General features: G+C 72.8%; 23 protein-coding genes and 1 tRNA gene. 14 read left to right on the top strand and 10 right to left on the bottom strand.

Annotated elements, in window-relative coordinates:
- The first annotated feature begins 1,043 nt into the window (after nucleotides 1-1,043).
- The 3 genes from AMK16_RS30950 to AMK16_RS30940 all read left to right on the top strand — a co-directional run bounded on the left by AMK16_RS30950 (nucleotide 1,044) and on the right by AMK16_RS30940 (nucleotide 5,288).
- Nucleotides 1,044-1,991 carry a hypothetical protein gene (locus AMK16_RS30950; RefSeq protein ID WP_073920647.1) on the top strand — a complete coding sequence of 316 codons (948 nt, stop codon included), beginning with the start codon at nucleotides 1,044-1,046 and terminating at the stop codon, nucleotides 1,989-1,991.
- Between the two features lie 85 nt (nucleotides 1,992-2,076).
- On the top strand, nucleotides 2,077-3,621 hold the full coding sequence (locus tag AMK16_RS30945; RefSeq protein WP_073920646.1) for an APC family permease: 1,545 nt from the start codon (nucleotides 2,077-2,079) through the stop codon (nucleotides 3,619-3,621).
- Nucleotides 3,622-3,848: 227 nt separating this feature from the next.
- On the top strand, nucleotides 3,849-5,288 hold the full coding sequence (locus AMK16_RS30940) for an amino acid permease (RefSeq protein WP_073920645.1): 1,440 nt from the start codon (nucleotides 3,849-3,851) through the stop codon (nucleotides 5,286-5,288).
- A gap of 113 nt (nucleotides 5,289-5,401) precedes the next feature.
- On the opposite strand, the gene AMK16_RS30935 is transcribed toward AMK16_RS30940, so the two are convergent.
- Nucleotides 5,402-5,489: transfer RNA gene (locus tag AMK16_RS30935), tRNA-Leu, on the bottom strand.
- 169 nt (nucleotides 5,490-5,658) lie between these two features.
- On the opposite strand from AMK16_RS30935, the gene AMK16_RS30930 reads away from it, so the two are divergent.
- The 3 genes from AMK16_RS30930 to AMK16_RS30920 all read left to right on the top strand — a co-directional run bounded on the left by AMK16_RS30930 (nucleotide 5,659) and on the right by AMK16_RS30920 (nucleotide 8,234).
- Nucleotides 5,659-6,984, top strand: a complete 1,326-nt coding sequence (locus tag AMK16_RS30930) for a M20/M25/M40 family metallo-hydrolase (protein ID WP_073920644.1) — start codon at nucleotides 5,659-5,661, stop codon at nucleotides 6,982-6,984.
- A 129-nt stretch (nucleotides 6,985-7,113) separates the two neighbouring features.
- A complete protein-coding gene (chpH, locus tag AMK16_RS30925) occupies nucleotides 7,114-7,347 on the top strand; it encodes a chaplin ChpH (RefSeq protein ID WP_073920643.1) in 234 nt (77 codons plus the stop codon).
- Between the two features lie 164 nt (nucleotides 7,348-7,511).
- Nucleotides 7,512-8,234 (top strand): chaplin, encoded by a 723-nt coding sequence (locus tag AMK16_RS30920; RefSeq protein ID WP_242439009.1) that lies wholly within the window; start codon nucleotides 7,512-7,514, stop codon nucleotides 8,232-8,234.
- A 39-nt stretch (nucleotides 8,235-8,273) separates the two neighbouring features.
- On the opposite strand, the gene AMK16_RS30915 is transcribed toward AMK16_RS30920, so the two are convergent.
- Nucleotides 8,274-8,462: a DUF5703 family protein gene (locus AMK16_RS30915; RefSeq protein ID WP_031146791.1), complete on the bottom strand. Its 189-nt coding sequence runs from the start codon at nucleotides 8,460-8,462 to the stop codon at nucleotides 8,274-8,276.
- 47 nt (nucleotides 8,463-8,509) lie between these two features.
- Between AMK16_RS30915 and AMK16_RS30910 the strand changes: the two genes are divergently transcribed.
- Entirely contained in the window at nucleotides 8,510-9,178 is a 669-nt protein-coding gene (locus AMK16_RS30910) for a hypothetical protein (protein ID WP_073920641.1), read from the top strand.
- A 68-nt stretch (nucleotides 9,179-9,246) separates the two neighbouring features.
- Here AMK16_RS30910 and AMK16_RS30905 read toward each other — a convergent pair whose 3' ends face one another.
- Both AMK16_RS30905 and AMK16_RS30900 read right to left on the bottom strand, forming a co-directional pair.
- Entirely contained in the window at nucleotides 9,247-11,526 is a 2,280-nt protein-coding gene (locus AMK16_RS30905) for an ATP-binding domain-containing protein (protein ID WP_443333627.1), read from the bottom strand.
- Nucleotides 11,527-11,609: 83 nt separating this feature from the next.
- Nucleotides 11,610-12,593 (bottom strand): aldo/keto reductase, encoded by a 984-nt coding sequence (locus AMK16_RS30900; RefSeq protein ID WP_073920640.1) that lies wholly within the window; start codon nucleotides 12,591-12,593, stop codon nucleotides 11,610-11,612.
- 100 nt (nucleotides 12,594-12,693) lie between these two features.
- Here AMK16_RS30900 and AMK16_RS30895 point away from each other — a divergent pair, with 100 nt between their 5' ends.
- Nucleotides 12,694-13,743, top strand: coding sequence for an LLM class F420-dependent oxidoreductase (locus tag AMK16_RS30895; RefSeq protein WP_073920639.1), 1,050 nt, complete (start codon nucleotides 12,694-12,696; stop codon nucleotides 13,741-13,743).
- Nucleotides 13,744-13,977: 234 nt separating this feature from the next.
- On the top strand, nucleotides 13,978-14,766 hold the full coding sequence (locus AMK16_RS30890) for a hypothetical protein (RefSeq protein WP_073920638.1): 789 nt from the start codon (nucleotides 13,978-13,980) through the stop codon (nucleotides 14,764-14,766).
- A gap of 63 nt (nucleotides 14,767-14,829) precedes the next feature.
- On the opposite strand, the gene AMK16_RS30885 is transcribed toward AMK16_RS30890, so the two are convergent.
- Entirely contained in the window at nucleotides 14,830-15,795 is a 966-nt protein-coding gene (locus tag AMK16_RS30885; RefSeq protein WP_079191851.1) for a magnesium and cobalt transport protein CorA, read from the bottom strand.
- Nucleotides 15,796-15,896: 101 nt separating this feature from the next.
- Here AMK16_RS30885 and AMK16_RS30880 point away from each other — a divergent pair, with 101 nt between their 5' ends.
- The 4 genes from AMK16_RS30880 to mshC all read left to right on the top strand — a co-directional run bounded on the left by AMK16_RS30880 (nucleotide 15,897) and on the right by mshC (nucleotide 19,432).
- Nucleotides 15,897-16,601, top strand: a complete 705-nt coding sequence (locus tag AMK16_RS30880; protein ID WP_073920636.1) for a histidine phosphatase family protein — start codon at nucleotides 15,897-15,899, stop codon at nucleotides 16,599-16,601.
- 94 nt (nucleotides 16,602-16,695) lie between these two features.
- Nucleotides 16,696-17,286, top strand: coding sequence for a DUF3090 domain-containing protein (locus AMK16_RS30875; protein ID WP_073920635.1), 591 nt, complete (start codon nucleotides 16,696-16,698; stop codon nucleotides 17,284-17,286).
- Nucleotides 17,250-18,092 carry an SCO1664 family protein gene (locus AMK16_RS30870; RefSeq protein ID WP_073920634.1) on the top strand — a complete coding sequence of 281 codons (843 nt, stop codon included), beginning with the start codon at nucleotides 17,250-17,252 and terminating at the stop codon, nucleotides 18,090-18,092. The genes AMK16_RS30875 and AMK16_RS30870 overlap by 37 nt, the downstream gene beginning before the upstream one ends.
- 110 nt (nucleotides 18,093-18,202) lie before the next feature.
- Entirely contained in the window at nucleotides 18,203-19,432 is a 1,230-nt protein-coding gene (gene mshC, locus AMK16_RS30865; protein ID WP_073920633.1) for a cysteine--1-D-myo-inosityl 2-amino-2-deoxy-alpha-D-glucopyranoside ligase, read from the top strand.
- A gap of 108 nt (nucleotides 19,433-19,540) precedes the next feature.
- On the opposite strand, the gene AMK16_RS30860 is transcribed toward mshC, so the two are convergent.
- The 5 genes from AMK16_RS30860 to AMK16_RS30840 form a co-directional block, all read right to left on the bottom strand.
- Nucleotides 19,541-20,536, bottom strand: coding sequence for a PAC2 family protein (locus tag AMK16_RS30860; RefSeq protein WP_073920632.1), 996 nt, complete (start codon nucleotides 20,534-20,536; stop codon nucleotides 19,541-19,543).
- Nucleotides 20,537-20,663: 127 nt separating this feature from the next.
- Complete coding sequence (locus tag AMK16_RS30855; protein ID WP_073920631.1) at nucleotides 20,664-22,271, bottom strand: glycerol-3-phosphate dehydrogenase/oxidase; 1,608 nt, start codon at nucleotides 22,269-22,271, stop codon at nucleotides 20,664-20,666.
- A 43-nt stretch (nucleotides 22,272-22,314) separates the two neighbouring features.
- On the bottom strand, nucleotides 22,315-23,841 hold the full coding sequence (gene glpK / locus AMK16_RS30850) for a glycerol kinase GlpK (protein ID WP_073920630.1): 1,527 nt from the start codon (nucleotides 23,839-23,841) through the stop codon (nucleotides 22,315-22,317).
- A 77-nt stretch (nucleotides 23,842-23,918) separates the two neighbouring features.
- Nucleotides 23,919-24,701: an MIP/aquaporin family protein gene (locus AMK16_RS30845; protein ID WP_073920629.1), complete on the bottom strand. Its 783-nt coding sequence runs from the start codon at nucleotides 24,699-24,701 to the stop codon at nucleotides 23,919-23,921.
- Nucleotides 24,702-25,026: 325 nt separating this feature from the next.
- The gene (locus AMK16_RS30840; protein ID WP_073920628.1) at nucleotides 25,027-25,794 is read right to left on the bottom strand and encodes an IclR family transcriptional regulator; all 768 of its coding nucleotides are present in this window, start codon (nucleotides 25,792-25,794) and stop codon (nucleotides 25,027-25,029) included.
- Nucleotides 25,795-26,044: 250 nt separating this feature from the next.
- Here AMK16_RS30840 and AMK16_RS30835 point away from each other — a divergent pair.
- The coding region (locus AMK16_RS30835) for a homocysteine S-methyltransferase family protein (RefSeq protein ID WP_143196917.1) at nucleotides 26,045-26,362 on the top strand (318 nt) is incomplete at its 3' end.

Raw genomic sequence — 26,362 nt, 5'->3', positions numbered from 1 at the left:
CGGGCTGCCCGCCCCAGAGCAGCGGGCCCACCCGCCCGCGTCCGCGCGGGCGCCGGACCCCCGCCGGGCCTGCGGGCCCCGGGCCGCCCGCCCCAGAGCAGCCGGCCCACCGCCCGCGTCCGCGTGGGCGCCGGACCCCCGCCGGGCCTGCGGGGCCGCCCGCCCCAGAGCAGCCGGCCCACCGCCCGCGTCCGCGTGGGCGCCGGACCCCCGCCCGCGTCGGCGTAGGTGCCGGACCCCCGCCTGCGTCCGCGTGGGCGCCGGGGCCCCGACCGCGTCCGCGTGGGCGCCGGGGGCTCGTGCCCGCGTGGGCATCCCCGTCGGCGCCCGGACCCGGGCCCGTGCCCTCTCGGCGCTCGTACCCACACCCGCACCCGGGCCCGCACCCGCGTCGGCGCCCGGACTCGGACCCGTGCCCTCTCGGCGCTCGTACCCGCACCCGCACCCAGGCCCGCACCCGCACCGAGGACCGCACCCGCACCCGCACTCGCACCCGCGGCCGCGTCCGCTCCGGCCCGGGAGCGGGCAGGGCGCGCGCATGTCGCAGCGCTGGCGGAAACGTCCGTGCGAGGCGTGCCATTCGGCCACCGACGCGTACCTCTCTCCTTCGTCCGCCGCACGCCGCGAGGGGCGCGGCCCGTCGACGGCCCCCGGCCCCGTACGCCGCGACCGGCCGGGTGGTGCTCGTCCCCGTGCCGCCGGGCGCCGCCGCCACCACCTGTCGCGCAGCGGTCCCGGAAGGCCCACGGAGCGTGCGGGAGGTCCTCGCAGTGCGTCATCGCCTCCCCCGGCGGCGGTGGCGGCAGTGCCCCCCGAACCGGGGCATCCGGCCCAACTCGGCTACGACGAGCAGCAGTTGAAACCCGCCACGCAGTGGACCGGACCTTGACTCGGAGCTGTGCGTACCGGTTTGCTGTGCGTGATCATCAGCTCGCTCACCGGCTTGATCGCCCGGCCCCCGGCCGCTCGACCCGCGTGCACCATGCGCGTGATCAGGCCACCGACCGCCCTCGTCCGCCCGCGTCCTGGAGGGAAAACCGCGGATGTCCCCGCCTCCGCCGCCTCTCGGCCGTGCCCGCAAGCGGGACGCCCAGCTCTTCGACTCGGCCCTCTGCGACGCCGAACTCGTCGAGGTCCGGACCCAGTTCACCCAGGGCCGCTGGACCCGGGCCCGCTCCCTCCTCGTCGGTACCGGTGACGACTGGGACCGCCGGGGTCACCGGGTCGTCGTCCTCGCCGAGACCCCGGCGGCCTCCGCCTGGGCCGGCGAATGGCTGCTCGCCGAACCCGGGAGCGCCGACGCCGCCACCCTGCTCGCCTGCGCCGCCGTCTTCACCGCCCTGCGCCGCAAGGGCACCCCGGCCGCGGCCGAGGAAGCCTGCCGCCGGGCCGCCGCCCTGCTCCCCGCCGATCCCACCCCCTGGCTCGGCCTGCTCCTGCTCTCCCGCGCCTTCGGCACCGAGGAGGAGTTCAGCCGCACCTTCGACCAGGTCCGCGCCCGCCACCGCGAGCACCATCACGCCCACCACCTGATGGTGGCCAGACTGGCCGAGCGCACCCCCGCCTCCGGCCAGGACCCCCTCCACGAGGTCTACGACTTCGCGGCCTGGGCCGCCGAGGAGTCCCCGGCCGACTCCCCGCTCGCCGTACTCCCCGTCATCGCGCACGCCGAGCGGTACCGGGTGCTCGCCGCCACGCACGGGCACAGCCCCCACGGCGCCGCGGCCCACTGGTCGGGCCGCCGCGCCCGGCAGGTGCTGCGCTCCGCCTTCGACTGGTGGCTGGAGTGGGAACGCGAGGACCACCCCCGCAACCGGGTCGACCTCAACTTCCTCGCCCACGCCAAGCTCTGCGAGGGCCGCCCCGCCGAGGCCGCGGCCCTCTTCCACCGCATCGGGAGCCACGCCACGCCCGCTCCCTGGTCCTACCCGGACCTCGACCCGCACAAGGCTTTCCTCGCGGCCCGCAGCGCCGCCCTCGGAACCGCCTGACCCGCCCCGGACCGCACCCCCGCCCCGCGTTCCCGACCCGCCCCGGACCCTCACCCCCGGACCCGCACCCCGAAAGGACGCCGCCATGCCGACGGGCAGATCCACCACGCTCCAGGACACGGCCGAGATCCGCACGTACAAGGGCCAGGACCGCGCCCTGCGCGCCGACCGCCTCGGCACCGCCGGCCTGCTGCTCTCCGTACTCGCCGCCAGCGCGCCCCTCATGGTGGTCGCCGGTGTGATGCCCACCACCTTCGGTGTCATGGGCATCGTCGGGCAGCCCCTGCTCTTCGTCATCCTCGGCATCGTCCTCGCGCTCTTCAGCATCGGCTACGCCGAGATGAGCCGGCACGTCCACAACGCCGGCGCCTTCTACGCCTACATCGCCCGCGGCCTCGGCCCCACCGCCGGAGCCGGTGCCTCGCTCGTCGCCCTCGTCGCGTACAGCGCCATGCAGGTCGGCGTCTACGGCATCCTCGGCTTCGAGATATCCGGCCTCTTCGCCACCTACCTGGACACCGAAGTGGCCTGGTGGATCCCGGCCCTGCTGGCCGTCGCCGCCACCGGCGCCCTCGGCTGGCTCAAGATCGACCTCAATGCCAAGGTCCTCGGCGTACTCCTGCTCATCGAGTGCGCGCTCGTCGTCGTCTTCGACCTCGCCGCCCTCGGCAAGCCCGGCGCCGAAGGGCTCTCGCTGCACGCCTTCGACCCCGCGACCCTCAGCGGCCCGGGCCTCGGCACCGCCCTGTGCTTCTGCATCGCCGCCTTCGTGGGCTTCGAACAGTCCCCGGTGTACGCCGAGGAGACCAGCAAGCCGCACATCGTCGTCTCCCGGGTGATGTTCCTCGCCGTCGGCTTCGTCGCCCTCTTCTTCGCGCTCAGCGCCTGGGCCCTGACCGTCGCCACCGGCCCCTCCGAGGTCGTCAGGACCTCCGCCGAAGCCGGCCCCGGCCTGCTCTTCCAGCTCACCGGGGACCGCCTGGGCACGACCTTCACCGACGTCCTGCACGTCCTCTTCGTGACCGGCATGTTCGCCGCCATGCTCAGCTTCCACAACGTGGTCGCCCGCTACGCCTTCGCCATGGGCCGCGAGGGCCTGCTCCCGGCCGCCTTCGGCCGCACCAACGCCGGCACCGGCGCCCCCGGCACCGGCTCGCTCCTGCAGACCGTCATCGCCGCCGTCGTCGTGATCGCCTTCGCCGCCACCGACGACCTGCCGGCCGGCGACCCGACCGCCCCCGTGCTGCACCTGTTCACCTGGATGGGCAGCGTCGGCGCGCTGGGCGTGACCCTGCTCATGGCCGCGGCCTCCTTCGCGGTCATCGCCTTCTTCGTCCGCCGCGGCACCGCCGGCGCCCAGGTCTGGCGGCTCGTCGCGGCCGGCGCCGCCGGTCTCGCCCTGCTCGCCATCGCCGTCTACACCGTCAAGGACTTCGGCGTCCTGGTCGGCGCCGAGAAGGGCTCCGCGCTCAGCTGGGTGCTGCCGGGCATCATCGGCGCCGCCGTGGCCGTCGGTCTGGCCTACGGGGCCGTGCTGCGCAGCCGCCGCCCCGAGGTCCACGCCCGCATCGGCCTCGGCAACGAAGCCTTCCGCCTCGACCAGGCGGCCGACGCCGACATCGGCGCCTGACGTCTACACCGGCGCCTGACCTCGTTTTCCAGCCCCTGAGAAGCCCCCGACGACGCTTTCCAAGGTCGTCGGGGGCTTCCTCGCGCGTAGGGGCGATTTTGGCGGGTAGCGGAACCCCATGGTCTCCTGGGGCGACCAAACCGTTCGGACGTGCCGCGGGGGACATCACCCAGCCCCCCCCGCGCCACTCCGACCTGCCTGTCCCACCCACGAAGGCGAAGTCATACATGAGTGACCGCACCTTGACCGAGGCCCCCGCCCCGGCGTCTTCCCGCCATGTCGACGCCGGTGACGAGGGCTACAGCAAGGACCTCAAGTCCCGCCACATCAACATGATCGCGATCGGCGGGGCGATAGGCACCGGCCTGTTCCTCGGCGCGGGCGGCCGCCTCGCCGGCGCCGGCCCCTCCCTCGCGATCGCCTACGCGGTGTGCGGCGTCTTCGCCTTCTTCGTCGTCAGGGCCCTCGGTGAGCTCGTGCTCTACCGGCCCTCCTCCGGAGCCTTCGTCTCCTACGCGCGCGAGTTCATGGGGGAGAAGGGCGCCTACACGGCCGGCTGGCTCTACTTCCTGAACTGGTCCACGACCACCGTCGCCGACATCACGGCAGCCGCGACCTACGCGCACTTCTGGTCGCTGTTCACCGATGTGCCCCAGTGGGTCCTCGCCTTCATCGCCCTCGCCGTCGTCCTCACCGCGAACCTGATCTCCGTGAAGTACTTCGGAGAGATGGAGTTCTGGTTCTCGCTGGTCAAGGTCGCCGCCCTGGTCGTCTTCCTGATCGTCGGCATCTGGCTCGTGGCCACCAGCCACGAGATCGGCGGCCACACACCGGGCTTCGCCTCCGTCACCGACAACGGCGGCCTCTTCCCCGCCGGCGTCCTGCCCATGCTCCTGGTGATCCAGGGCGTCGTCTTCGCGTACGCCTCGGTCGAGCTGTGCGGCGTCGCCGCCGGCGAGACCGAGAACCCCGAGAAGATCATGCCGAAGGCGATCAACTCGATCATGTGGCGCGTGGGCGTCTTCTACGTCGGATCCGTCGTCCTGCTCGCCTTGCTGCTCCCGTACACCGAGTACTCCGCCGACCAGAGCCCCTTCGTCACGGTCTTCGACAAGCTCGGCGTCCCCGGCGCGGCCGGCGTCATGAACCTGGTCGTGCTGACCGCGGCCCTCTCCAGCCTCAACTCCGGCCTCTACTCCACCGGCCGCATCCTGCGCTCGATGTCCCTCGCCGGCTCCGCGCCGAAGTTCACCGGCGTCATGAACCGGGGCAAGGTCCCCTACGGCGGCGTCCTGTTCACCGCCGCCTTCGGCATCGCGGGTGTCGGCCTGAACTACTTCATGGCGGAGGAGGCCTTCGAGATCGTCCTGAACTTCGCCTCGCTGGGCATCCTCGGCACCTGGGCCATGGTCATGCTCTGTTCGCTGCACTTCTGGCGCCGCGCGAAGCAGGGCCGGGTCGAACGCCCCGCCTACCGCCTGCCCTGGGCCCCTTACACCCAGCTGGTGACCCTCGCCTTCCTCGGCACGGTCCTGGTCCTGATGTGGTGCGACGGCGGCGTGGGCCGCACCACGGTCCTCTTCGTCCCGGTCATCGGCGCGGCCCTGGTGGGCGGCTGGTTCCTGGTCCGCCGCCGCGTCGCGGCGCTCGCCGCCGCCCGCGACTGACCCCCTCCGGCCGCGGGACCCCTGGCAGGGGCCCCGCGGCCGCTCCCTGCGCCCGCGCGCCCGGTACAAAGAAGAAGGACCCCGCCGGAGCGGGGTCCTTCTTCGTACTGCTCTGGTGTCCGAGGGGGGACTTGAACCCCCACGCCCGATAAAGGGCACTAGCACCTCAAGCTAGCGCGTCTGCCATTCCGCCACCCGGACAAGGTGTCTGTCTCGCGTCCCTCGCGGGCCGTTCCGACTGGGAAAACATTACCAAACATTCCGGGGCCCCCGATCACACCCCCCTGCGGGCCGGAGAGCGCTCTTGGGGAGAGCGGCCCGGGGCGGGAGGATGGGGGAAGTTCGGTACCGATCAGTGGGAGGAAGCAGCGTGAGCGAGTCGAGCGCGGGCAGGACCGTCTCCGGCGAGGACGAGGTCGTCGACCTCTGCCGGGACCTCATCCGGATCGACACCAGCAACTACGGAGACCACTCGGGCCCCGGCGAGCGCAAGGCCGCGGAATGGGTGGCCGAGAAGCTCGCGGAGGTCGGGCTGGAGCCGCAGATCTTCGAGTCCCACAAGGGACGCGCCTCGACGGTCGCGCGGATCGAGGGCGAGGACCCCTCCCGGCCCGCGCTCCTGATCCACGGGCACACCGACGTCGTCCCGGCGAACGCGGCCGACTGGACCTACGACCCCTTCGCGGGCGAGATCGCCGACGGCTGCCTGTGGGGCCGCGGCGCCGTCGACATGAAGGACATGGACGCGATGACGCTGGCCGTCGTGCGCGACCGGATGCGCAGCGGGCGCAAGCCCCCGCGCGACATCGTCCTGGCCTTCCTCGCCGACGAGGAGGCCGGCGGCGTGTACGGGGCGCGGCACCTCGTCGACAAGCACCCGGACCTCTTCGAGGGCGTCACCGAGGCGATCGGCGAGGTCGGCGGCTTCTCCTTCACCGTCAACGAGAACCTGCGCCTCTACCTGGTGGAGACCGCGCAGAAGGGCATGCACTGGATGCGGCTGACGGTGGACGGCACCGCCGGCCACGGCTCCATGACCAACAACGACAACGCCATCACGGAGCTGTGCGAGGCCGTGGGCCGGCTCGGGCGCCACCAGTGGCCGGTGCGCGTGACCAAGACCGTGCGCAGCTTCCTGGACGAGCTCTCGGACGCGCTCGGCACCCCGCTGGATCCGGACGACATGGACGCCACGCTCGCCAAGCTCGGCGGCATCGCCAAGATGGTCGGCGCGACGCTGCGCAACTCGGCCGCCCCGACGATGCTCGGCGCGGGCTACAAGGTCAACGTCATCCCCGGTCAGGCGACCGCCCACGTCGACGGCCGCTTCCTGCCGGGCTACGAGGACGAGTTCTTCGCCGACCTCGACCGCGTGCTCGGCCCCCGCGTGAAGCGGGAGGACGTGCACGGGGACAAGGCCCTGGAGACGGACTTCGACGGACGGCTGGTGGACGCCATGCAGGGCGCCCTGAAGGCCGAGGACCCCATCGCGCGGGCCGTCCCCTACATGCTCTCGGGCGGTACGGACGCCAAGTCCTTCGACGACCTCGGGATCCGGTGCTTCGGCTTCGCACCGCTCCAGCTGCCGCCCGAGCTGGACTTCGCCGGGATGTTCCACGGCGTGGACGAGCGCGTGCCGGTGGACGGGCTCAAGTTCGGCGTCCGGGTCCTCGACCGGTTCATCGACAACGCCTGAGAATCGAAGAGGTGTGCGCATGCCACTGGGAAGAGTGAATGCGCTCATACGCTCGTAGCCCTGGTGATCCCTCCTCGTTACAGGTGGTGCGGTCCGCGGCTGGGACCGCATTGCCAACTAGGAGGAACAATGATCAAGAAGGTTGTCGCCGCTGCGGCTGCCACCGGTGGCCTGGTTCTCGCGGGTGCGGGTCTGGCTGCTGCCGACGCGGGTGCCCAGGGTGCGGCCATCGGCTCGCCCGGTGTCCTGTCCGGCAACGTGGTCCAGGTTCCCGTCCACGTTCCCGTGAACGTGTGCGGTAACACGATCAACGTGGTCGGCCTGCTCAACCCGGCCTTCGGCAACACCTGCGTCAACGCCTGACGCGTCTGAAGTCTTGGGCCCCGGAGCGCATTCCAGCGTTCCGGGGCCGCCGGGTTTTCCGGCCCGGAATCCCGGCCTCGGCGTACCGGGCGGGGGAGCCCGGATGGCCAGGCCACCCCCGTCGGGCGGTGGCCGACACGAACAACACCAGGGGACGAGTACAGATGCGACGACCGACACAGGTCAGCAGGAAGACCCTCATCACCATGGCTGCCGCGGGAGGTGTCCTCGCCATGGGCGGGGGCGCCGCACACGCGGACTCCATCGCCGCGGGACAGGCCGCCAACTCTCCGGGCCTGCTGTCCGGGAACACCGTGCAGGCACCGATTGACGTGCCGGTGAACGCCTGCGGCAACACCGTGACGGTGGTCGGAGGCCTCAATCCCGCCTTCGGCAACCGCTGCGCCAACGTCTCGGGACACGGCGGGCACCAGACGGGCACCCCCGGTCACCCGGGCCACCCCGGCACTCCCGGCCACCCGGGCAACCCCGGCCACCCCGGCACGCCCGGCGGTCACCACCCGGGCACGCCCGGCGGGGACCACCCGGGCCACCCGGGCAACCCCGGACACCCGGGCGACGGCGACGAGCCGTGCGACGACCACCCGGGCCACCCCGGCGGCGGGGACCACCCCGGCCACCCGGGCACGCCGGGCAACCCGGGGACTCCGGGCGGTCACACCCCCGGCAAGCCGACCACGCCCGGCCCGGCCACCGGCACCGTCACTCCGGTCACGCACCCCGCGCCGGCGCCCGGTACGCCCGCCACGCCGCCCGTGCTCGCCGCAACCGGCTCGAACGGCGTCCTGACCGCCGGTCTCCCGCTCGCGGGCGGCCTGCTGCTCGGCGGCGCCGTGCTCTACCGGCGCGCCCGCAACGCCGCCTGACGCACGCTCACGGCGCGGGCCCCTGCCCCGGGGCCCGCGTCACCAGGTCGCGCGGACCTGTCGGATGATCCGGCGGCGCAGACGCACCCGCCGGCTGCCGTCCCGGTGCAGGGTCAGGCGGTCGAGCTCCCAGTTCCCGTACTCGGCGTGATCGGTCAGCAGGCGGGTCGCCTCCTTGCGAGGAACGCCGCGAGGCACGTACACGTCGACAAATTCGTATTCCGGCATCGCATCTATTGTGCGGGCAGAGCCCCGCTACGGATAGCGTCTCCTCTATGTCTGATGCCGCTCTGCCCACTGTTGCCGAGGTACGCGCCGCCGCCGAGGCGGTCAAGGCCGCGCTCGACCGCCACCTCGCCGCGGTCGAGCGCAGGACCGGGGACGAGGACCCGGACGTCTACGCCGCGTTCAACGAACTCGCCGCCGCGGCCGAGGAGTACGACGAACTCCTCTACGACCGCTACGACGAGGTCACCCCCTTCGAGATCCCCGCGCCCGAGGACGGGGCCCCGTACACCGGCCCCGCCGAGCCCGCCGCCTTCAGCGTGCTCATCCGCCGCGACTACGCCGTGGTGGAGCCGCCGAGGCTGATCGCCCAGGCCGAGCGCGTCGCCGCGCACGACCGGGACGCCGAGCTCGACCACGACGGCGGCACCGCCGGCGCGCTGGGCGTGCTCTTCGGGGAGTACGAGCCCGACGAGATCGCCTCCCGCTACAAGGAGTTCGGGCTGGAGGAGGGCGATTCCACGCTGTGGATCGCGGCCTCCGAGGAGATGGCGGAACCGGGGGAGTGGCTGGGCTCGCCCTTCGGGCACACCGATCCCGAGCACGTCCTGCACCGCTTCGACGTCAGCTCCGTCTTCGACGAGGAGGCCGACGGGTTCGACGAGGACGAGGACGAAGACGAGGGTGAATCCGTGACGCCGGGATTGACCCCGGCCTGATCCTGCCCGATCCGGCCGCGGCCCCCTGCCCGGCAAGGGCAGGGGTCCGCCGCGCCGTCTCCGCCGCCCTACTGCTGCTGCGCGGTCTCCGCCAGCGCCGTCAGGAGGGCCGTCAGCCGGGTCGTACGCGGCTTCGGCAGCACCTGCGCCACCGCGCGCGGCAGCGCCTGGTCCACCCCGTGCACCACGGACAGGTGCCGCTCCGCCCGGCCGAACGCCGTGTACACCCAGTCCCGCGAAAGGGCCTGCGCCGCGTCGCCAGGCAGCACGACGACCACGGCCGGCCAGCGCGCGCCCGCCGCCTGGTGCGCGGTGACCGCCCAGCCGTGCCTCACCCCGGACTCCACCAGCTCCTTCGCCACGACGACCCGCTCGCCGCCGACGTCCAGGTGCAGCCCCTGGGCGTCGGCCGACACCACCCGGGCCGGCAGGGCCCGCCCGGGAGAGGGCACGTGGACCACGCGGTCACCGGGGTCGAAGCCGCCGAAGCGGCCCGGGCCCGGGTTCAGCCGCTCCTTGAGGGCCGCGTTCAGCGCCCGGGTGCCCGCCGAGCCGCCGTGGCCCGGGGTGATCACCTGCACGCTGTCCGCCGGGATCCCGAAGGCCCGCGGCACCGACTCGGCCACCAGCTGCACGGCGCGGTGCACCGCCTCGCCGGCGTCGCGCACCGGGACGATCACGACTTCCCTGCCGGGGGCGTCGACCTGGCCCAGCTCGCCGATGCCGACCCCCGACACCAACTCCCCGAGGGGGCCCGGGTCCGGTACGCGGGAGACCACCTGCGGGCAGATACGGGCCGCCAGCAGATCGGCGAAGACCCGCCCGGCCCCGGCGGAACCGAGCACCGCGGGATCCCCGGAGAGCACCAGGCGGGACCCGTCCGGGGCGGACTCCACCAGCGCGGCCGCGGCCTCCACGTCCAGCTGCGGCGCGTCCAGGACCACCAGCAGGTCCAGCGCGAACCGCCCGTCCGCGTCCCGCCCCGGCCCCCCGGCACCGGACAGCAGGTCCGCCACGGTGACGCCCTGCGCGGACGGGGCGTGGGTGGCCAGGCAGGCGCGCAGCCCCAGCTTCCGGGCGGCCGCCAGCAGGGCCAGCGGTTCGGCGCGGGCGGCCTCGCCGCCGGTGTGGGTGACCAGGCCGTGGCCCGCGACCGCGCGGATCAGTTCGGCGCCGGTGCCCCGGGCGGCCTCCTCCCAGTCCGCCGGGGTGTCGAAGGTGTTGGCGATCCGGGCCAGGCCGTCGGCCAGGCTCTCCTCGGCCATCGCCGGCCCCTCCAGCCCCACGAGGACGAGCACGGGCTGCTCCGCGCCCCCCTCCTCGCCCTGCGTGCCGTCCTCCGGAGCCTCGACGGGCGGTCCGAGCGGCTCCTGGAAGACCAGCACCGCACCCTCCCCGATGGCCTGCTCCAGCGCTGCGGCGGGATCCGGCACGCCGTACTGGGCCAGCGCCGACCGCAGGACGGAAACCTCCAGGGCGGTGTGCCCCTTGAGGCCGGCCTGGACCAGCAGCCAGCCCACCAGGGCGGCGGTGCGGCGCTCGTCCCCGGGACCGGCGTCGGAGCCGAGCAGGGCCCGGGCGAAGCCGTCCGCCTGGGCCGGGCGGACGGCGGCCACCGACAGCAGCCGCCACGGGTCCTCGGCGAGCTGCTCGGCCGCGTCCTCGCCGAGCGCCGCGGCGGCCGGGGACGCGAGGGTTTCGGGGGCTCCGCCGCGGGCCAGCACGGTCCGTAGGGCCTCGACGGTGTCCGCCGGGGGGACGGCGGCCGCAGCAGGGGCCGGAGCCGGGGCGGCCGGGCGCGGCGCCGGGGCGGCTGGGGCCGCCTTGCGCGGAGCCGCCGGCCCCTCGTCGAAGAAGACGGCGGGCGGCTTCGCGCCACCCTCCACTGCCCGTACGGCCGCCAGCAGGTCGGCGGCCTTCCCGCTGAGCTTCGCCCCGGCCTCCACGGGCGCCTCCCGCTCGGCCTTGCGCCGGGCGATGCGCTCCCGCTCGACCTTCTGCGCGGCCAGTTCGGCCTGCGCCTCGCTGAGTCCCGCGCCCGCGGCGGGCTCGGCGGTCCCCTCGGGCTCGTCGGTCCCGGTGGTCCCGGTGGTCCCGTCGGGCCCGGGGGCGTCGCCGCCCTCCCCGGGCCCGCCGCCCTCCCCGCCCTCGGCGGGCTCCGTCCCGGCCTCCTCGGCGGCCTCCTCCCCGAGACCCCCACCGGCTTCCCCGCCGGCTTCCCCACCGGGCTCCTCGCCGGATCCCGGATCCGGGTCCCCGGCGGGCGGCAGGTCCTCCTCGGCGGAGGCGGTCCGGGGGTCCGGTCCCGGGGTTCCGGGCGTGCCCGGGGTGCCGGGGCGGTCCGGCAGGGCGTCGGCATCGGCCGCGGCGTCGACGGCCGGGGCCTGCTCTTCCTCCGCGGCGGCGGGCGGCTCGGCTCGGCGGTCCGTACTCACAGCGTGCTCCAGTCCTGATCGGGATAGCGGTGCACGGGAGCCGAAACATCGTCCAGCGCCCGGCGGATCTCCTCGGGAAGACTAAGGCTCTCCACCGACAGAGCCGCCGCGAGCTGCGCCGACGTCCGCGCGCCGACGACCGGCGCGACCACCCCCGGCCGGTCCCGGATCCACGCCAGGGCCACCTGGAGCGGGGTCACCCCGAGCCCGTGGGCCGCCGTCACCACCGCGTCGACGATGCGGCCCGCGGCCTCGTCCAGATACGGGTCCACCAGGGCGGCCAGGGTCGCAGAGGCGCCGCGGGAGTCCGCCGGGGTGCCGTCCCGGTACTTGCCCGTCAGGACTCCGCGGCCCAGCGGGGAGGAGGGCAGCAGACCGATACCGAGGTCCAGCGCGGCCGGCAGCACCTCCCGCTCCACACCTCGCTGGAGCAGGGAGTACTCCATCTGCGTGGAGGCCAGCCTGGTGCGCACCCCGGGGGCCGCCAGCTGCCAGGTGGCCGCCTTCGCCAGCTGCCAGCCGCAGAAGTTGGACACCCCCGCGTACCGGGCGCGCCCGCTGCTCACGGCGAGGTCCAGCGCCTGCAGGGTCTCCTCCAGCGGGGTCCGCGGATCGAAGGCGTGCACCTGCCAGAGATCGACGTGGTCGGTGCCCAGCCGCTCCAGCGAGGCGTCCAGGGCCGCCAGCAGGTGCCCGCGCGATCCGTCGAACCGTCGGTCCGGATCCGGCACGCTGCCCGCCTTGGTCGCGATCACGAGGTCCCGGCGCGGGACGAGCCCGGCCAGCAGCCGTCCGAGGAGGTACTCCGATTCCCCGCCGCCGTACACGTCGGCCGTGTCGACGAGCGTGCCGCCCGCCTCCCAGAACGCCTTCACCTGCCCGGCGGCCGCCTCCTCGCCGGTGTCGCGCCCCCAGGTCAGGGTGCCGAGCCCGATCCGGGACACGCGCAGTCCGGTGCGGCCGAGATGCCTCTGCTCCATGGGCGCTGAGACTACTGGGGCACTGACGCGGGGGACCCGGGCGCGCTACAGTCCCCGCAGACCAACGTTACTGATCGGTACACCGGTAAGGGGACGACACATGCGGCTCGGCATCAATCTCGGCTACTGGGGTGCGGGCATGGACGCCGACAACCTCGCCGTCGCCCAGGAGGCCGACCGCCTCGGCTACGACGTCTGCTGGGCCGCCGAGGCCTACGGCTCCGACGCCCCGACCGTGCTCGCCTGGGTCGCGGCCCAGACCGAGCGCATCGACGTGGGCTCCGCGATCCTCCAGATCCCGGCCCGCCAGCCCGCCATGACGGCCATGACCGCCGCGACCCTCGACTCCCTCACCAAGGGCCGTTTCCGGCTCGGTCTCGGCGTCTCCGGCCCGCAGGTCTCCGAGGGCTGGTACGGCGTCAAGTTCGACAAGCCGCTCGCGCGGACCCGGGAGTACGTGGAGATCGTCCGCAAGGCGATGACCCGCGAGCGCCTCTCCTACGAGGGCGAGCACTGGACCCTGCCGCTGCCGGGCGGCCCGGGCAAGCCGCTCAAGCTCACGGTCCACCCCGAGCGCGAGCACATCCCCCTGTACATCGCCGCCATCGGGCCCAAGAACCTGGAGCAGACCGGCGAGATCGCCGACGGCGCGCTGCTGATCTTCCCGGCCGCCGAGCACCTGGAGGCCACCGCGCTCACCCACATCCGGGCGGGCCGCGAGAAGGCGGGGCTCACCATGGACGGCTTCGACGTCTGCCCGACCGTGCCGCTGGCCCTCGGCGAGGACGTGAACGCCCTCGCCGACATGTTCCGCCCCTACACCGCGCTGTACGTGGGCGGCATGGGCAGCCGCAAGCAGAACTTCTACAACCAGCTGGCACAGCGCATGGGGTACGAGAAGGAAGCGGCCGAGATCCAGGACAAGTACCTGGCGGGCGACAAGACCGGCGCGGCCGCGGCCGTCCCGCACTCGCTGATCGACTCGACCACGCTGCTCGGCCCGGTCGAGCGCATCGCGGACGGCATGAGGGCCTACGCGGAGGCGGGCGTCACCACGCTGACGCTGGCCCCGGCCGGCTTCACGCGTCAGGAGCGGCTCGCCGCACTGCGCGCCGGCACCGAGGCCCTGGAACTCGCGGGTCTGGCCTGATCCCGGCACGCACCGGCCGCCCGCCGCGCCGGGTGGCGGGTGCGACGGTGGGGAGGAGAGGTCTGCGGCCGTGGTGGGGGCTCGGGGGGTCTTCCCCGCCACGGCCGACACCGCCAACAACGCGCCCGGCGTCCGCCGGGTTACGCGCCGCGGCCCCTCTGCGGATTCGTTCATTCGGACGAGCGGGGCGACCCCTCGGTTGCCCGCCCCGGCGAGCGGCGTTTGACTCGGAACATGCTCTCTGCCCGCAGCCTGTTCCAGGAGATCGTCGACCACGACGACACCTTCCAGCTGTTCTGCTCCATCGCCGCCGGCGGGGAGTCCCAGGGCGGCTGGGAGAACGCCCGCATCGCCGCCCTGGTCCCGGAGGGGATGCGGGACCTCGCCCCCAAGATCGCCCGGCACGGCGCCGACGAGGACAAGCACGGCCGGATCTTCAACGCCCTGCTCCGCAAGCGCGGCCTGGAACCCGTGCCGGTGCCCCCGGAGACCGACTACACGATGCTGCTGGAGCGCCGCGGCATCGGCCTGGCGCACGACAGGCTGCGCCGGCAGGACCCGCTGAGCGAGCGGGACATCGTGGTCTACCTCTCGCACAGCCGGGTCACCGAGCAGCGGGCCGCAGACCAGATGGGCGTACTGGCCGGGCATTTCGGCAGCCATCCCGAGCTCGGCAGGGCCGTCCGGATGATCAGCCACGACGAGGACAACCACCTCGCCTACTGCCACGAGGAGCTGCTGCGCCTGGCCCGGCAGGGGCACGGCCGCACCATCCACCGGGTGCTGCGGGAGAGCGCCCTCGCCGAGATCGCCGTCTACCGGGACGTGAGCCTCGCCGTCATGGAGCACATGGGGCGGCTGCTGCGCTGGCCCGCGCCGAAGGCGGCCGCGCTCGCCGCCGGCATCCGCGGGGCGTACGGCTACGAGCGGTTCAGCGGCTGGCACCGGATGGTGCGCCTGAGCCCGCCCGAGCGCCGGGGAGCCCTGGACGGCGCGCCGGTGGCCGCGCCCGAGTTCGCGTGAAGCCGGCCCGGCCTGCGGGGCGCCACCGGCCGGGCGCCGCGGATCGTCCCCGCAAGGCCCCGTCTACAGCCAGCCGCGGCGCTTGAACATCCGGTGCAGTCCCAGGCACACGGCCGCCATCAGAGCCGCCACCACCGGGTAGCCCCACGTCCACCCCAGCTCCGGCATGTGCTCGAAGTTCATCCCGTAGATCCCGGCCACCATGGTGGGGACGGCGGCCATCGCCGCCCAGGCCGAGATCTTGCGCATGTCGTCGTTCTGCCGCACCCCCATCTGCGCCAGGTGCGCCGACAGCGCGTCCGACAGCAGCCGGTCCAGCCCGTCGATGTACTCGTTGGCCCGCGTCAGGTGGTCGGCCACGTCACGGAAGAACGGTTTGGCGTGCTCGTGCACGAACGGCACGCTGCCGAAGGCGAGCCGGTCCATCGGCTGGACCAGGGGGTTCGTCGCCCGGCGGAACTCCAGCACCTGCCGCTTGAAGGCGTAGATCCGCCCCGCCGTCCTCTTCGTCTCCGCGACGTTCGGGGAGAAGACCTCGGCTTCCAGCTCCTCCAGGTCCACCTGGAGATCGGCGGCCACCACGATGTAGTGGTCCACCACCTCGTCGGACACCGCGTACAGCACCGCCGTCGGCCCGTGCCGCAGCACCTCCGGGTCCTGCTCCAGCCGCCGGCGCACGGCCGTCAGCGGCGCCCCCTCGCCGTGCCGGACGGTGACGACGAAGGAGTCGCCGATGAACAGCATCAGCTCTCCGGCCGTCACCGTGTCCGTGTCGTCGTCGTAGAGGACCGGCTTGAGCACGACGAACAGCGAATCGTCGTACACCTCCAGCTTCGGGCGCTGGTGCGCGGTCAGGGCGTCCTCCACGGCCAGCGCGTGCAGGCCGAAGTCGGTGCGGACGTGTTCGAACTCCTCCTCCGACGGCTCGTGCATGCCGATCCAGACGAAGGAGTCCCCGGTCGCGCGCGCCGCGGCGAGGGCCTGCGAGAAGTCCGCGGGCCCCTCGGTGCGGCGCCCGTCCCGATACATCGCGCAATCCACAATCACGGGCGCATTGTCCCCCGTACGCCGGCCGCCCGCACCCGGACGCCCCGGCCCCGGCCCCCTACGGCACCGCCTAGGCTGGCGCCATGGCCACGCTGATCCTCGTACGACACGGGCGGTCCACCGCCAACACCGCTGGGCTGCTCGCCGGATGGACCCCGGGAGTCGCCCTCGACGAGCGCGGCACGGAGCAGGCCGCCGCGCTGCCCGGGCGGCTCGCGGGCGTACCGCTGGCCGCCGCCGTCACCAGCCCGCTGCAACGCTGCCGGGAGACCCTCGCCCCGCTGCTGGCCGCCCGGCCGCACCTGCCACTGCACACCGACGAGCGGATCGGCGAGTGCCACTACGGCGACTGGTCCGGCCGCAAACTCTCCGAACTGTCCGAAGAACCCCTGATGAAGATCGTCCAGCAGCACCCGTCAGCGGCCGCCTTCCCCGGTGGCGAGTCCCTGCGTGCCATGCAGGCGCGGGCCGTGGAGGCCGTACGGGAGTGGAACGCGCGGATCGAGGAGGAGCACGGAAGCGACGCCGTCTTCCTGATGTGCTCCCACGGGGACATCATCAAGTCCCTCGTCGCGGACGCCCTCGGCATGCACCTGGACCTCTTCCAGCGCATCCACGTCGACCCCTGCTCGGTGACCGCCGTCCGCTACACCCCGACCAGGCCGTTCGTGTTCCGGCTCGGCGACACCGGGGACTTCGGCTCGCTCGTGCCGCGACCGGCCGCACCGGACAAAGCCGTGGAAGACGGAGGGAACGCCGTCGTGGGAGGCGGTGCGGGCGCGGCGTGATCGAACGGCGCAGTAGGGTGGACTGGCCCTGTGCACGAGCGCGGCAAACACGCGCGCGCGGATCTGCCCCGCCGCCGAGACTTGGAGACTGGACGTGCCCCGTCAGGTGTTCCTCTACGACCCGCCGGACCGCTTCGTGGCCGGCACGGTCGGCCTTCCGGGACGCCGTACGTTCTTCCTGCAGGCATCCTCCGGCCCGCGCGTCACCAGCGTCTCCCTTGAGAAGACCCAGGTCGCCGCGCTCGCCGAGCGGATGGACGAGCTGCTGGACGAGGTCGTACGGCGCACCGGGGGCAACGCCCCGGTCCCGGCCGTCGCCCCCGCCGAGGCCGCCGACACCGCCCCCCTGGACGTTCCCGTCGAGGAGGAGTTCCGCGTCGGGACCATGGCCCTGGCCTGGGACGGCGAGGAGCAGCGCATGATCGTCGAGGCGCAGGCCCTGGTCGAGGTCGAGGCCGACTCGGACGAGGACCTCGCCGAGGCGGAGGAGCGGCTGCTCCAGGACGAGGAGAACGGCCCCCCCATGCTGCGGGTCCGCCTCAGCGGCGCCCAGGCCCGGGCCTTCGCCAAACGCGCCCTCGACGTGGTCAACGCGGGCCGCCCGCCGTGCCCCCTGTGCAGTCTGCCGCTGGACCCGGAGGGACACGTGTGCCCGCGCCAGAACGGCTACCGGCGCCAGGCGTGAGCACCGAGGGGGAACACGAGGAACTGCTCACCCTGGGCGAGCTGACCGTCGTCGGCCGGATCCGCGAGGCGTCCAACGCCGTCCTGCTGTGCACCGTCACGCACGAGGGCGAGAGCGCCGACTGCGTGTACAAGCCGGTGAAGGGCGAGCGCCCGCTGTGGGACTTCCCCGACGGGAACCTCGCCCGCCGCGAGGTCGCTTCCTACCTGGTCTCCGAGGCCACCGGCTGGGGCCTGGTGCCCACGACCGTGCTGCGCGACGGCCCCTACGGCGAGGGCATGGTCCAGCAGTGGATCGAGACCCCCGAGGGCGAGGGGTCCGGGGAGGAGCTCCTCGCCCTCGTCGAGGGCGAGGAGGCGGGGGAGGGCTGGAAGCCCGTCGCCTTCGCCGAGGTCGGCGAAGGCCGCACCGCCCTGCTCGTCCACGCCGACGACCCCCGGCTGCGGCGCCTCGCCGTCCTCGACGCGGTGATCAACAACGGCGACCGCAAGGGCGGCCACCTGCTGCCCGGCCCCCGCGGGCGCCTCTACGGGATCGACCACGGGGTGACCTTCCACGCCGAGGACAAACTGCGCACCCTCCTGTGGGGGTGGGCCGGAGAGCCCCTGACCGAGGAGGCCCGGACGGTACTGGCCTCGCTGGCCGGCTCGCTGGCCGCCGGAGCGCCGCTCGCCACCCGGCTGGCCGAACTGCTCACCCCGGCCGAGCTGGCCGCCGTACGTGACCGGGTGGCCCAGCTGCTGCGCACCGGGACCCATCCGAAGCCGTCCGGGCAGTGGCCCGCCATCCCGTGGCCGCCGGTGTGATCCGGCCAGTGGCGGCAGGCACAGAACCGGCCAGAGCGCAAGAGTGCCGATCAGGACAACAGTGCAGGTCCGGTTCGTTTCCGGAACACACGTCCGGTTAGGCTCGACACATGCATGCCTGGCCCGCTTCTGAGGTCCCCGCCCTTCCTGGCAAGGGCCGCGACCTCCAGATCCACGACACCGCGACCCAGGGGACGATCACCCTCGCCCCCGGTCCCGTCGCCCGTATCTACGTCTGTGGAATCACCCCGTACGACGCGACCCACATCGGTCACGCGGCGACCTACAACGCGTTCGACCTCGTGCAGCGCGTGTGGCTCGACACCAAGCGGCAGGTCCACTACGTCCAGAACGTCACGGACGTGGACGACCCGCTCCTGGAGCGGGCCCGGCGCGACGGCCACGACTGGACCGAGCTCGCCGAACGCGAGACGGCCCTCTTCCGCGAGGACATGACCGCCCTGCGCATGCTGCCCCCGCAGCACTACATCGGAGCCGTCGAGGCCATACCCGGCATCGTGCCGCTGGTCGAGCGGCTGCGGGACGCGGGCGCGGCCTACGAGCTGGAGGGCGACGTCTACTTCTCGGTGGAGTGCGACCCGCACTTCGGCGGCGTCTCGAACCTCGACGCCGAGGCGATGCGGCTGCTGTCGGCCGAGCGCGGCGGCGACCCGGACCGCCCGGGCAAGAAGAACCCGCTGGACCCGATGCTGTGGATGGCCGCACGTCCGGGCGAGCCGAGCTGGGACGGCGGCTCGCTGGGCCGCGGCCGGCCGGGCTGGCACATCGAGTGCGTGGCGATCGCCCTGGACCACCTGGGGATGGGCTTCGACATCCAGGGCGGCGGCTCCGACCTGGCCTTCCCCCACCACGAAATGGGCGCCTCCCACGCGCAGGCGCTGACGGGCGAGTTCCCGATGGCCAAGGCGTACGTACACGCGGGCATGGTGGCCCTCGACGGCGAGAAGATGTCGAAGTCCAAGGGCAACCTGGTCTTCGTCTCGGCGCTGCGGCGGGCCGGAGTCGACCCGGCGGCGATCCGCCTGGCGCTCCTGTCGCACCACTACCGGGCCGACTGGGAGTGGACGGACGCGGTGCTGGCCGAGGCGGTGACCCGCCTGGAGCGGTGGCGCGCGGCCGTGTCCCGGCCGGACGGCGCGCCGGCCGACGCCCTGGTCGAGGAGGTCCGCGAGGCCCTGTCGAACGACCTGGACGCCCCCGCCGCGCTGGCGGCGGTGGACCGCTGGGCCCAGCGCCAGCTCGCCGCGGGCGGCGACGACGCATCGGCTCCGGGCCTGGTCTCCCGCACGGTGGACGCCCTCCTGGGCGTGGCCCTGTAACCGCCGCGGTCCGGGCCCCGGGGGCAGCCCCCGGGGCCCCGACCGCATGGCAGGGCCCCGCACATCCGGCGCGGCCCGGGCGGGGCACGTCCGGCGCGGCCCGGGCGGCTAAACCTCCGGCGGGGTGTCGCCCTCCTCCGGCGGAGCCGCGGCCGGGGGCTGCGGTTCCTCGCCGGAGGCTTCCGGCTTGCGCTTCGGCCCGCGCGGCAGACCGCTGGACGGATCCCGCAGGTACGAGCCGTCACCCGGATCCGCCGCCGCCGAGGGGTCACGGCGCCGCAGGTACCGCTCGAACTCCCGGGCGATCGCGTCCCCCGACGCCTCCGGCAGGTCGGCCGTGTCCCGCGCCTCCTCCAGCGTCTGGACGTACTCCGCCACCTCGCTGTCCTCGGCGGCCAGTTGGTCCACTCCCAGCTGCCACGCCCGGGCGTCCTCCGGCAGTTCGCCCAGCGGGATCCGGAGGTCGATCAGGTCCTCCAGCCGGTTCAGCAGCGCCAGCGTCGCCTTCGGGTTCGGGGGCTGCGACACGTAGTGCGGCACCGCCGCCCACAGCGACACCGCCGGGACGCCCGCGTGCGTACACGCCTCCTGCAGGATCCCCACGATGCCCGTCGGGCCCTCGTACTTCGTCTCCTCCAGGTCCATCGTCCGCGCCAGGTCCGCGTCCGAGGTGACCCCGCTCACCGGTACCGGCCGCGTGTGCGGCGTGTCCCCGAGCAGCGCCCCCAGGATCACCACCATCTCCACGCCCAGTTCGTGCGCGAAGCCGAGGATCTCGTTGCAGAACGACCGCCACCGCATCGACGGTTCGATGCCGCGCACCAGCACCAGGTCCCGGGGCTTGGCGCCGCCGATCCGGACCACGGACAGCCGCGTCGTCGGCCAGGTGATCTTCCGTACCCCGTTGTCCAGCCACACCGTCGGCCGGTTGACCTGGAAGTCGTAGTAGTCCTCGGCGTCCAGCGCCGCGAACACCTCGCCCTTCCACTCCCGGTCCAGGTGTGCGACCGCGCCGGAGGCCGCGTCACCCGCGTCGTTCCAGCCCTCGAACGCGGCCACCATGACCGGGTCGATCAGCTCGGGCACGCCCTCAAGCTCGATCACCCAGGTCTCCTTCCGAAGTTCCCTTGCGTACGTGGGTCAGCCTAAGCCTTGGGAGGACATCGGCCACAGCCCACGACGGAGGGGCGGTTCCCCCCGGAACCGCCCCTCTTCCCCACCTGCGTGAACGCTATGCCTTGTGGGCCAGCATCTCCTCGACCCGTGCGCGCACGGCGTCGTCGTCCAGACCTCGGACCGTCACCGTCGTACGGCGGCGCAGCACGTCGTCGACCGTCTCGGCCCACTCGTTGTCGCGGGCGTAGGCGACCTGCGCCCAGATCTCCGGGCCGTCCGGGTGGATGCGCTCGGCCAGCGCCGGGTCCTCGTTGGCGATCCGCGCGATGTCGAAGGCCAGCGAGCCGTAGTGCGAGGCCAGGTGACGCGCGGTCAGCGGGTCCATCCGGCTGCCGGGCTCGCGGTCCACCAGCAGCCGGTGCGCCACCGCGTTCGGGTTGGCGACGCCGGGCAGGGCGATGCGGCGCACGAGGGACTTCACCGGCTCCATGTCCTCGGTCAGCGGGCTGCCCGGGAGCTTCGCCAGCTTGTCCATGACCACACGGCCGATGTGGCGGTATGTCGTCCACTTGCCGCCCGCGACCGACAGCATGCCGCCGGCGCCCTCGGAGACGACCGTCTCGCGCTTGGCCTTCTCCACGCCGCCGGGGCCGCCGGGCAGCACCCGCAGGCCCGCGAAGGCGTACGTCATCAGCGAACGGTCCAGGTCCGCGTCCTTCACCGAGAAGGCAGCCTCGTCCAGGATCTGCTGGATGTCGGCCTCGGTGGCCCGCACGTCCGCCGGGTCGCCCTCGTACACCTCGTCGGTGGTGCCCAGCAGCAGCTGGTCCTCCCACGGCAGGGCGAAGGTGATGCGGTACTTGTCGATCGGGGTGGCCATCGCGGCCTTCCACGGCGACTTGCGCTTCATGACGATGTGCGCGCCCTTGGAGAGGCGGATCGACGGCATGGAGTGCTTGTCTTCCATGCGCCGCAGGTGGTCCACCCACGGGCCGGTGGCATTGAGCACGACCCGCGCGTCGATCCCGAACTCGCTGCCGTCGAGGCGGTCCTTGAGCTCGGCGCCGCAGACCCGGCCGCGCGTCATGCGCAGCCCGGTGACCTCGGCGTGGTTGAGGACGACCGCGCCCGACTCGACGGCCGCGCGCACGGTCATCACGGCGACGCGGGAGTCGTTCATCTGGTGGTCGTAGTAGACCGCGACGGCCTTGAGGTTGTCCGTCTTCAGGCCCGGGTTGTCGGCGGCGGCGCGGGCGGGCGATATGACCTTGCCCATGCCGTCGCCGAAGGCCGAGAGCGCCGAGTACGCGAACACGCCCGCGCCCAGCTTCGCCGCACCGACCGGGCCGCCCTTGTACACGGGCAGGTAGAAGGTGAGCGGGTTGACCAGGTGCGGGGCCACGTCCTTGGCCAGCACCCGGCGCTCGTGGTGGTTCTCGGCCACCAGCTTGACCGCGCCGGTCTGCAGGTAGCGCAATCCGCCGTGGACCAGCTTGGAGGAGGCGGAGGAGGTGGCGCCGGCGAAGTCGCCGGCGTCCACCATGGCGACCCGCAGCCCCGACTGCGCGGCGTGCCAGGCCACCGAGGTGCCCAGGATTCCACCGCCGATGACCAGCAGGTCGTACGTGGCCTTCGCCAGCTGCTCACGGGTCTCGGCACGGCTCGCGTTCGAGCCGGCGGTCGGGTGCGTGCCCAGTGCGGGAACGCTCTGCAGGCTGCTCATATCCCTTGCTCCTACTTACTCGTCGATTGCGCCGGCCGTGCGGTCAGCTGGCGTCTTCGTCGTCGACCCAGCCCATCGACCGCTCGACGGCCTTGAGCCAGCTCTTGTACTCGCGGTCGCGCTGCTCGGCAGGCATCCGCGGGGTCCACTCCGCCGCGCGGCGCCAGTTGGCGCGCAGGGCGTCGGTGTCGGGCCAGAAGCCGACGGCCAGGCCGGCGGCGTAGGCGGCGCCGAGACAGGTGGTCTCGGCGACCATCGGGCGCACCACGGGGGCGTCCAGGAAGTCCGAGAGCGTCTGCATCAGCAGGTTGTTGGAGGTCATGCCGCCGTCGACCTTGAGGGCGGCGAGCTCGACGCCCGAGTCCTTGGTCATGGCGTCGGTGATCTCACGGGTCTGCCAGGCGGTGGCCTCCAGGACGGCACGGGCGATGTGCGCCTTGGTGACGTACCGGGTGAGGCCGGCGATCACACCGCGGGCGTCGGAGCGCCAGTACGGGGCGAAGAGGCCGGAGAAGGCCGGCACGAAGTAGGCGCCGCCGTTGTCCTCCACCGAGGAGGCCAGGGTCTCGATCTCGGCCGCGGACTTGATCAGCCCCATCTGGTCGCGCATCCACTGGACGAGCGAGCCGGTGACGGCGATGGAGCCCTCCAGCGCGTAGACCGGCTTCTCGTCGCCGATCTGGTAGCCGACGGTGGTCAGCAGGCCGCTGTAGGAGTTGATGATCTTGTCGCCGGTGTTCATCAGCATGAACGTGCCGGTGCCGTACGTGGACTTCGCCTCGCCCTCGGAGAAGCAGGTCTGGCCGAACAGCGCGGCCTGCTGGTCGCCGAGCGCCGAGGCGACCGGGACACCGGCGAGGACGCCGTCCTTGACGTGGCCGTAGACCTCGGCGGAGGAGCGGATCTCGGGGAGGACCTTCATCGGGACGCCCATGGACTCCGCGATGCGCTCGTCCCACGTGAGGCTGTGCAGGTTCATCAGCATGGTGCGCGAGGCGTTGGTGACGTCGGTGACGTGCACGCCGCCCTGGGCGCCGCCCGTGAGGTTCCAGATGACCCACGAGTCCATCGTGCCGAAGAGGATGTCTCCGGCCTCGGCGCGCTCGCGCAGGCCCTCGACGTTGTCGAGCAGCCAGCGGACCTTGGGGCCGGCGAAGTAGCTCGCCAGCGGCAGGCCGGTCTCACGGCGGAAGCGGTCCTGGCCGACGTTGCGGCCGAGCTCCCGGCACAGGGAGTCGGTGCGGGTGTCCTGCCAGACCAGCGCGTTGTGCACCGGCTCGCCGGTGTGACGGTCCCACAGGAGGGTGGTCTCGCGCTGGTTGGTGATGCCGACGGCCTTGACGTCGGCGGCAGTGATCTCCGCCTTGGCGATGGCCCCGGCGACGACCTCCTGGACGTTCGTCCAGATCTCGGTGGCGTCGTGCTCCACCCAGCCCGGCTTCGGGAAGATCTGCTCGTGCTCCTTCTGGTCGACGGCGACGATGCGGCCGTCACGGTCGAAGACGATGCAGCGGGAGGAGGTGGTGCCCTGGTCGATGGCGGCGATGAAGGGGCCGGTGCTGCTGGTCATGGTGGCTGCTCCTGGCAGGTCTCGGGGTAGGCGGAATCAGGATGGCGGGGCTGATCTTGCGATCGTGCCGATGCTGATCAGGCGAACGCGATGTTGTACAGACCACCGGCCGCGACGGCACCGACGAGCGGGCCGACGACCGGTATCCAGGAGTACCCCCAGTCCGAGCCGCCCTTGTGGGGCAGCGGGAGCAGGGCGTGCACGATGCGCGGACCGAGGTCGCGCACCGGGTTGATGGCGTAACCGGTCGGACCGCCCAGCGAGAGGCCGATGCCGACGACGACGAACGAGGTGATCAGGACGCCTATGACACCGAGCCCCTTGCCGTCGTCCTGGAGGCCCTGGGTCAGGATGGCCAGGACCAGGACGGCGGTGCCGATGATCTCGGTCGCGAGGTTCTGCACGACATTACGGATCTCGGGGCCGGTCGAGAAGATCCCGAGCACCGGGCCGGCCGTGTCGTGCGGGTGCGGGTCCTCGGGACCGAGCTTGGCGTCGCGGATGTGCTCCGGGTCGGCCAGGTGCACGCGGAACTGTCCGTAGTACGTGGCCCACATCAGGACCGCGCCCAGCATGGCGCCGAGGAGCTGGCCCGCGAAGTACACGGGCACGTCGCCCCACTCGCCGGTCTTGACGGCGAGGCCGACGGTGACCGCGGGGTTGAGGTGCGCGCCGGAGAGCGGCGCGGAGACGTAAGCGGCGATCAGTACGGCGAAACCCCAGCCGAAGGTGATCGCGAGCCAGCCCGCGTTGCGGGCCTTGGAGCTCTTGAGCGTGACGGCGGCGCAGACGCCGCCACCGAGCAGTGTGAGCAGGGCGGTACCGATGGTCTCGCCGATGAAGATGTCGGAGCTGGACACCCGCGACTCCTTTGTCTTACGTCCAGGGGTGGGCGGAACACCGGGTCCCTCCGGTGGTCCACGCACTCGGTGAGTGCTGCACCGGTCCTTGGCCTCGTCACACCCTAACGCGTATTGCCGGTAGGTGTTCGACAATGCCGACCGATGAACGGCAGTTTTCCGCCTGGATGAATAACGCGTCAAGGGTGGGCCAGGTCAAAGAACCGGATCGTTACCGCCCCGTGCGATCGGCCACATCAAGCCAATGAGTGGTCGTAAAACGCCAAAATCCATCCAAGTGGCACGCGAAGTGCCTCCTGGATGGATCACATGGCTCAGGTCAAGCTCAGAACCGGCCTGCCCCGAGATCGCGTGAAACCGACCTTGCGCAGTCCCGTACGGAGGCCACCAGGCTCGCCAGGGGCTCGCCGCCCTCCCCGCACACCCGTTCCACGGCCCCGAGGACGGCGACCGCGCCGACGGGCATCCTGCGCCGGTCGTGGATGGGCGCGGCCACCGAGGCGACGCCCTCCCAGGTCTCCTCGACGTCGGCGGCCCAGCCGCGCGCCCGGGTCAGGGCCAGGACCTCCTCGAAGCCCGCCGCGTCCACGACCGTGCGGGGCGTGAACGACTCGCGCTCGACCTCCACCGCCTGGGTGTGCGCGACCGGGTCGTAGGCCGACAGCACCTTGCCCAGGGCCGTGGAGTGCAGCGGCTGCATGGCCCCCACCTCCAGCACTTGGCGGCTGTCGTCGGGGCGGAACACGTGGTGCATGATCAGCACCCCGCTCTTGTGCAGCACCCCCACGTACACGCTCTCGCCGCTCGCCCGCGCCAGATCGTCCGTCCAGACCAGCGCCCGGGCCCGCAGCTCGTGCACGTCGAGGTAGCTGTTGCCCAGGCGCAGCAGCTCCGCGCCCAGCTGGTAGCGGCCGGAGGCCGGGTCCTGCTCCACGAAGCCCTCGGCCTGCAGGGTGCGCAGGATCCCGTGCGCCGTACCCTTGGCCAGGCCCAGGGAAGAGGCCACGTCCGAGAGCCCCAGGCGGCGTTCCCCACCGGCCAGGAGCCGCAGCATCGCAGCGGCTCGTTCGAGCGACTGGATGTTCCGTGCCATCGCGCAGCCTCCTGCTGACGTAGTTCGACAATGCTGAACACTATCGGTCGATGTCGACCTTGTGCATGGTCGGGCACTCCCGGGAGCGGCGCGGAGGTGCCCGGGCCCCCCGGAACCCCGGGCACAGAATGCAGTCCGCCACGTGGGACAGCCCCACCGGGGCGGCTTCCGCGCGGTTACCCTGGCCGCGTGCACCCTGACACAGAGGGGGTGCAAAGCCGACAGCCGTCGCATCCCAGGGAGCACAAACATGGCCTCGCTGCCGAACCTGCCCGCTGACACCCAGACCCGGGCCGATGCCCTGAGGGAGGCGCTCGCGACGCGGGTGGTGGTCGCTGACGGGGCGATGGGGACGATGCTCCAGGCGCAGGATCCTTCGATGGAGGATTTCCAGCAGCTGGAGGGGTGCAACGAGGTCCTGAACGTGACGCGTCCGGACATCGTGCGGTCGGTCCACGAGGCGTACTTCTCCGTGGGTGTGGACTGTGTGGAGACGAACACGTTCGGTGCGAATTTCGCGGCGCTGGCGGAGTACGACATCGCGGGCCGCAACTTCGAGCTGTCCGAG

This window comes from Streptomyces sp. CB00455 (assembly GCF_001905445.1).
In the GTDB taxonomy this organism is placed as follows: domain Bacteria; phylum Actinomycetota; class Actinomycetes; order Streptomycetales; family Streptomycetaceae; genus Streptomyces.
The sequence above is the reverse complement of the archived record's forward strand: the minus strand, read 5'-3'. Positions and strand labels throughout refer to the sequence as shown.

What these genes read in the sequence shown, in the direction of transcription:
- AMK16_RS30950 (WP_073920647.1), top strand. Translation starts at nt 1,044, where the DNA reads ATGTCCCCGCCTCCGCCGCCTCTCGGCCGTGCCCGCAAGCGGGACGCC.
- AMK16_RS30945 (WP_073920646.1), top strand. Translation starts at nt 2,077, where the DNA reads ATGCCGACGGGCAGATCCACCACGCTCCAGGACACGGCCGAGATCCGC.
- AMK16_RS30940 (WP_073920645.1), top strand. Translation starts at nt 3,849, where the DNA reads ATGAGTGACCGCACCTTGACCGAGGCCCCCGCCCCGGCGTCTTCCCGC.
- chpH (WP_073920643.1), top strand. Translation starts at nt 7,114, where the DNA reads ATGATCAAGAAGGTTGTCGCCGCTGCGGCTGCCACCGGTGGCCTGGTT.
- AMK16_RS30920 (WP_242439009.1), top strand. Translation starts at nt 7,512, where the DNA reads ATGCGACGACCGACACAGGTCAGCAGGAAGACCCTCATCACCATGGCT.
- AMK16_RS30915 (WP_031146791.1), bottom strand. Translation starts at nt 8,462, where the DNA reads ATGCCGGAATACGAATTTGTCGACGTGTACGTGCCTCGCGGCGTTCCT.
- AMK16_RS30910 (WP_073920641.1), top strand. Translation starts at nt 8,510, where the DNA reads ATGTCTGATGCCGCTCTGCCCACTGTTGCCGAGGTACGCGCCGCCGCC.
- AMK16_RS30900 (WP_073920640.1), bottom strand. Translation starts at nt 12,593, where the DNA reads ATGGAGCAGAGGCATCTCGGCCGCACCGGACTGCGCGTGTCCCGGATC.
- AMK16_RS30895 (WP_073920639.1), top strand. Translation starts at nt 12,694, where the DNA reads ATGCGGCTCGGCATCAATCTCGGCTACTGGGGTGCGGGCATGGACGCC.
- AMK16_RS30890 (WP_073920638.1), top strand. Translation starts at nt 13,978, where the DNA reads ATGCTCTCTGCCCGCAGCCTGTTCCAGGAGATCGTCGACCACGACGAC.
- AMK16_RS30885 (WP_079191851.1), bottom strand. Translation starts at nt 15,795, where the DNA reads ATGTATCGGGACGGGCGCCGCACCGAGGGGCCCGCGGACTTCTCGCAG.
- AMK16_RS30880 (WP_073920636.1), top strand. Translation starts at nt 15,897, where the DNA reads ATGGCCACGCTGATCCTCGTACGACACGGGCGGTCCACCGCCAACACC.
- mshC (WP_073920633.1), top strand. Translation starts at nt 18,203, where the DNA reads ATGCATGCCTGGCCCGCTTCTGAGGTCCCCGCCCTTCCTGGCAAGGGC.
- AMK16_RS30855 (WP_073920631.1), bottom strand. Translation starts at nt 22,271, where the DNA reads ATGAGCAGCCTGCAGAGCGTTCCCGCACTGGGCACGCACCCGACCGCC.
- glpK (WP_073920630.1), bottom strand. Translation starts at nt 23,841, where the DNA reads ATGACCAGCAGCACCGGCCCCTTCATCGCCGCCATCGACCAGGGCACC.
- AMK16_RS30840 (WP_073920628.1), bottom strand. Translation starts at nt 25,794, where the DNA reads ATGGCACGGAACATCCAGTCGCTCGAACGAGCCGCTGCGATGCTGCGG.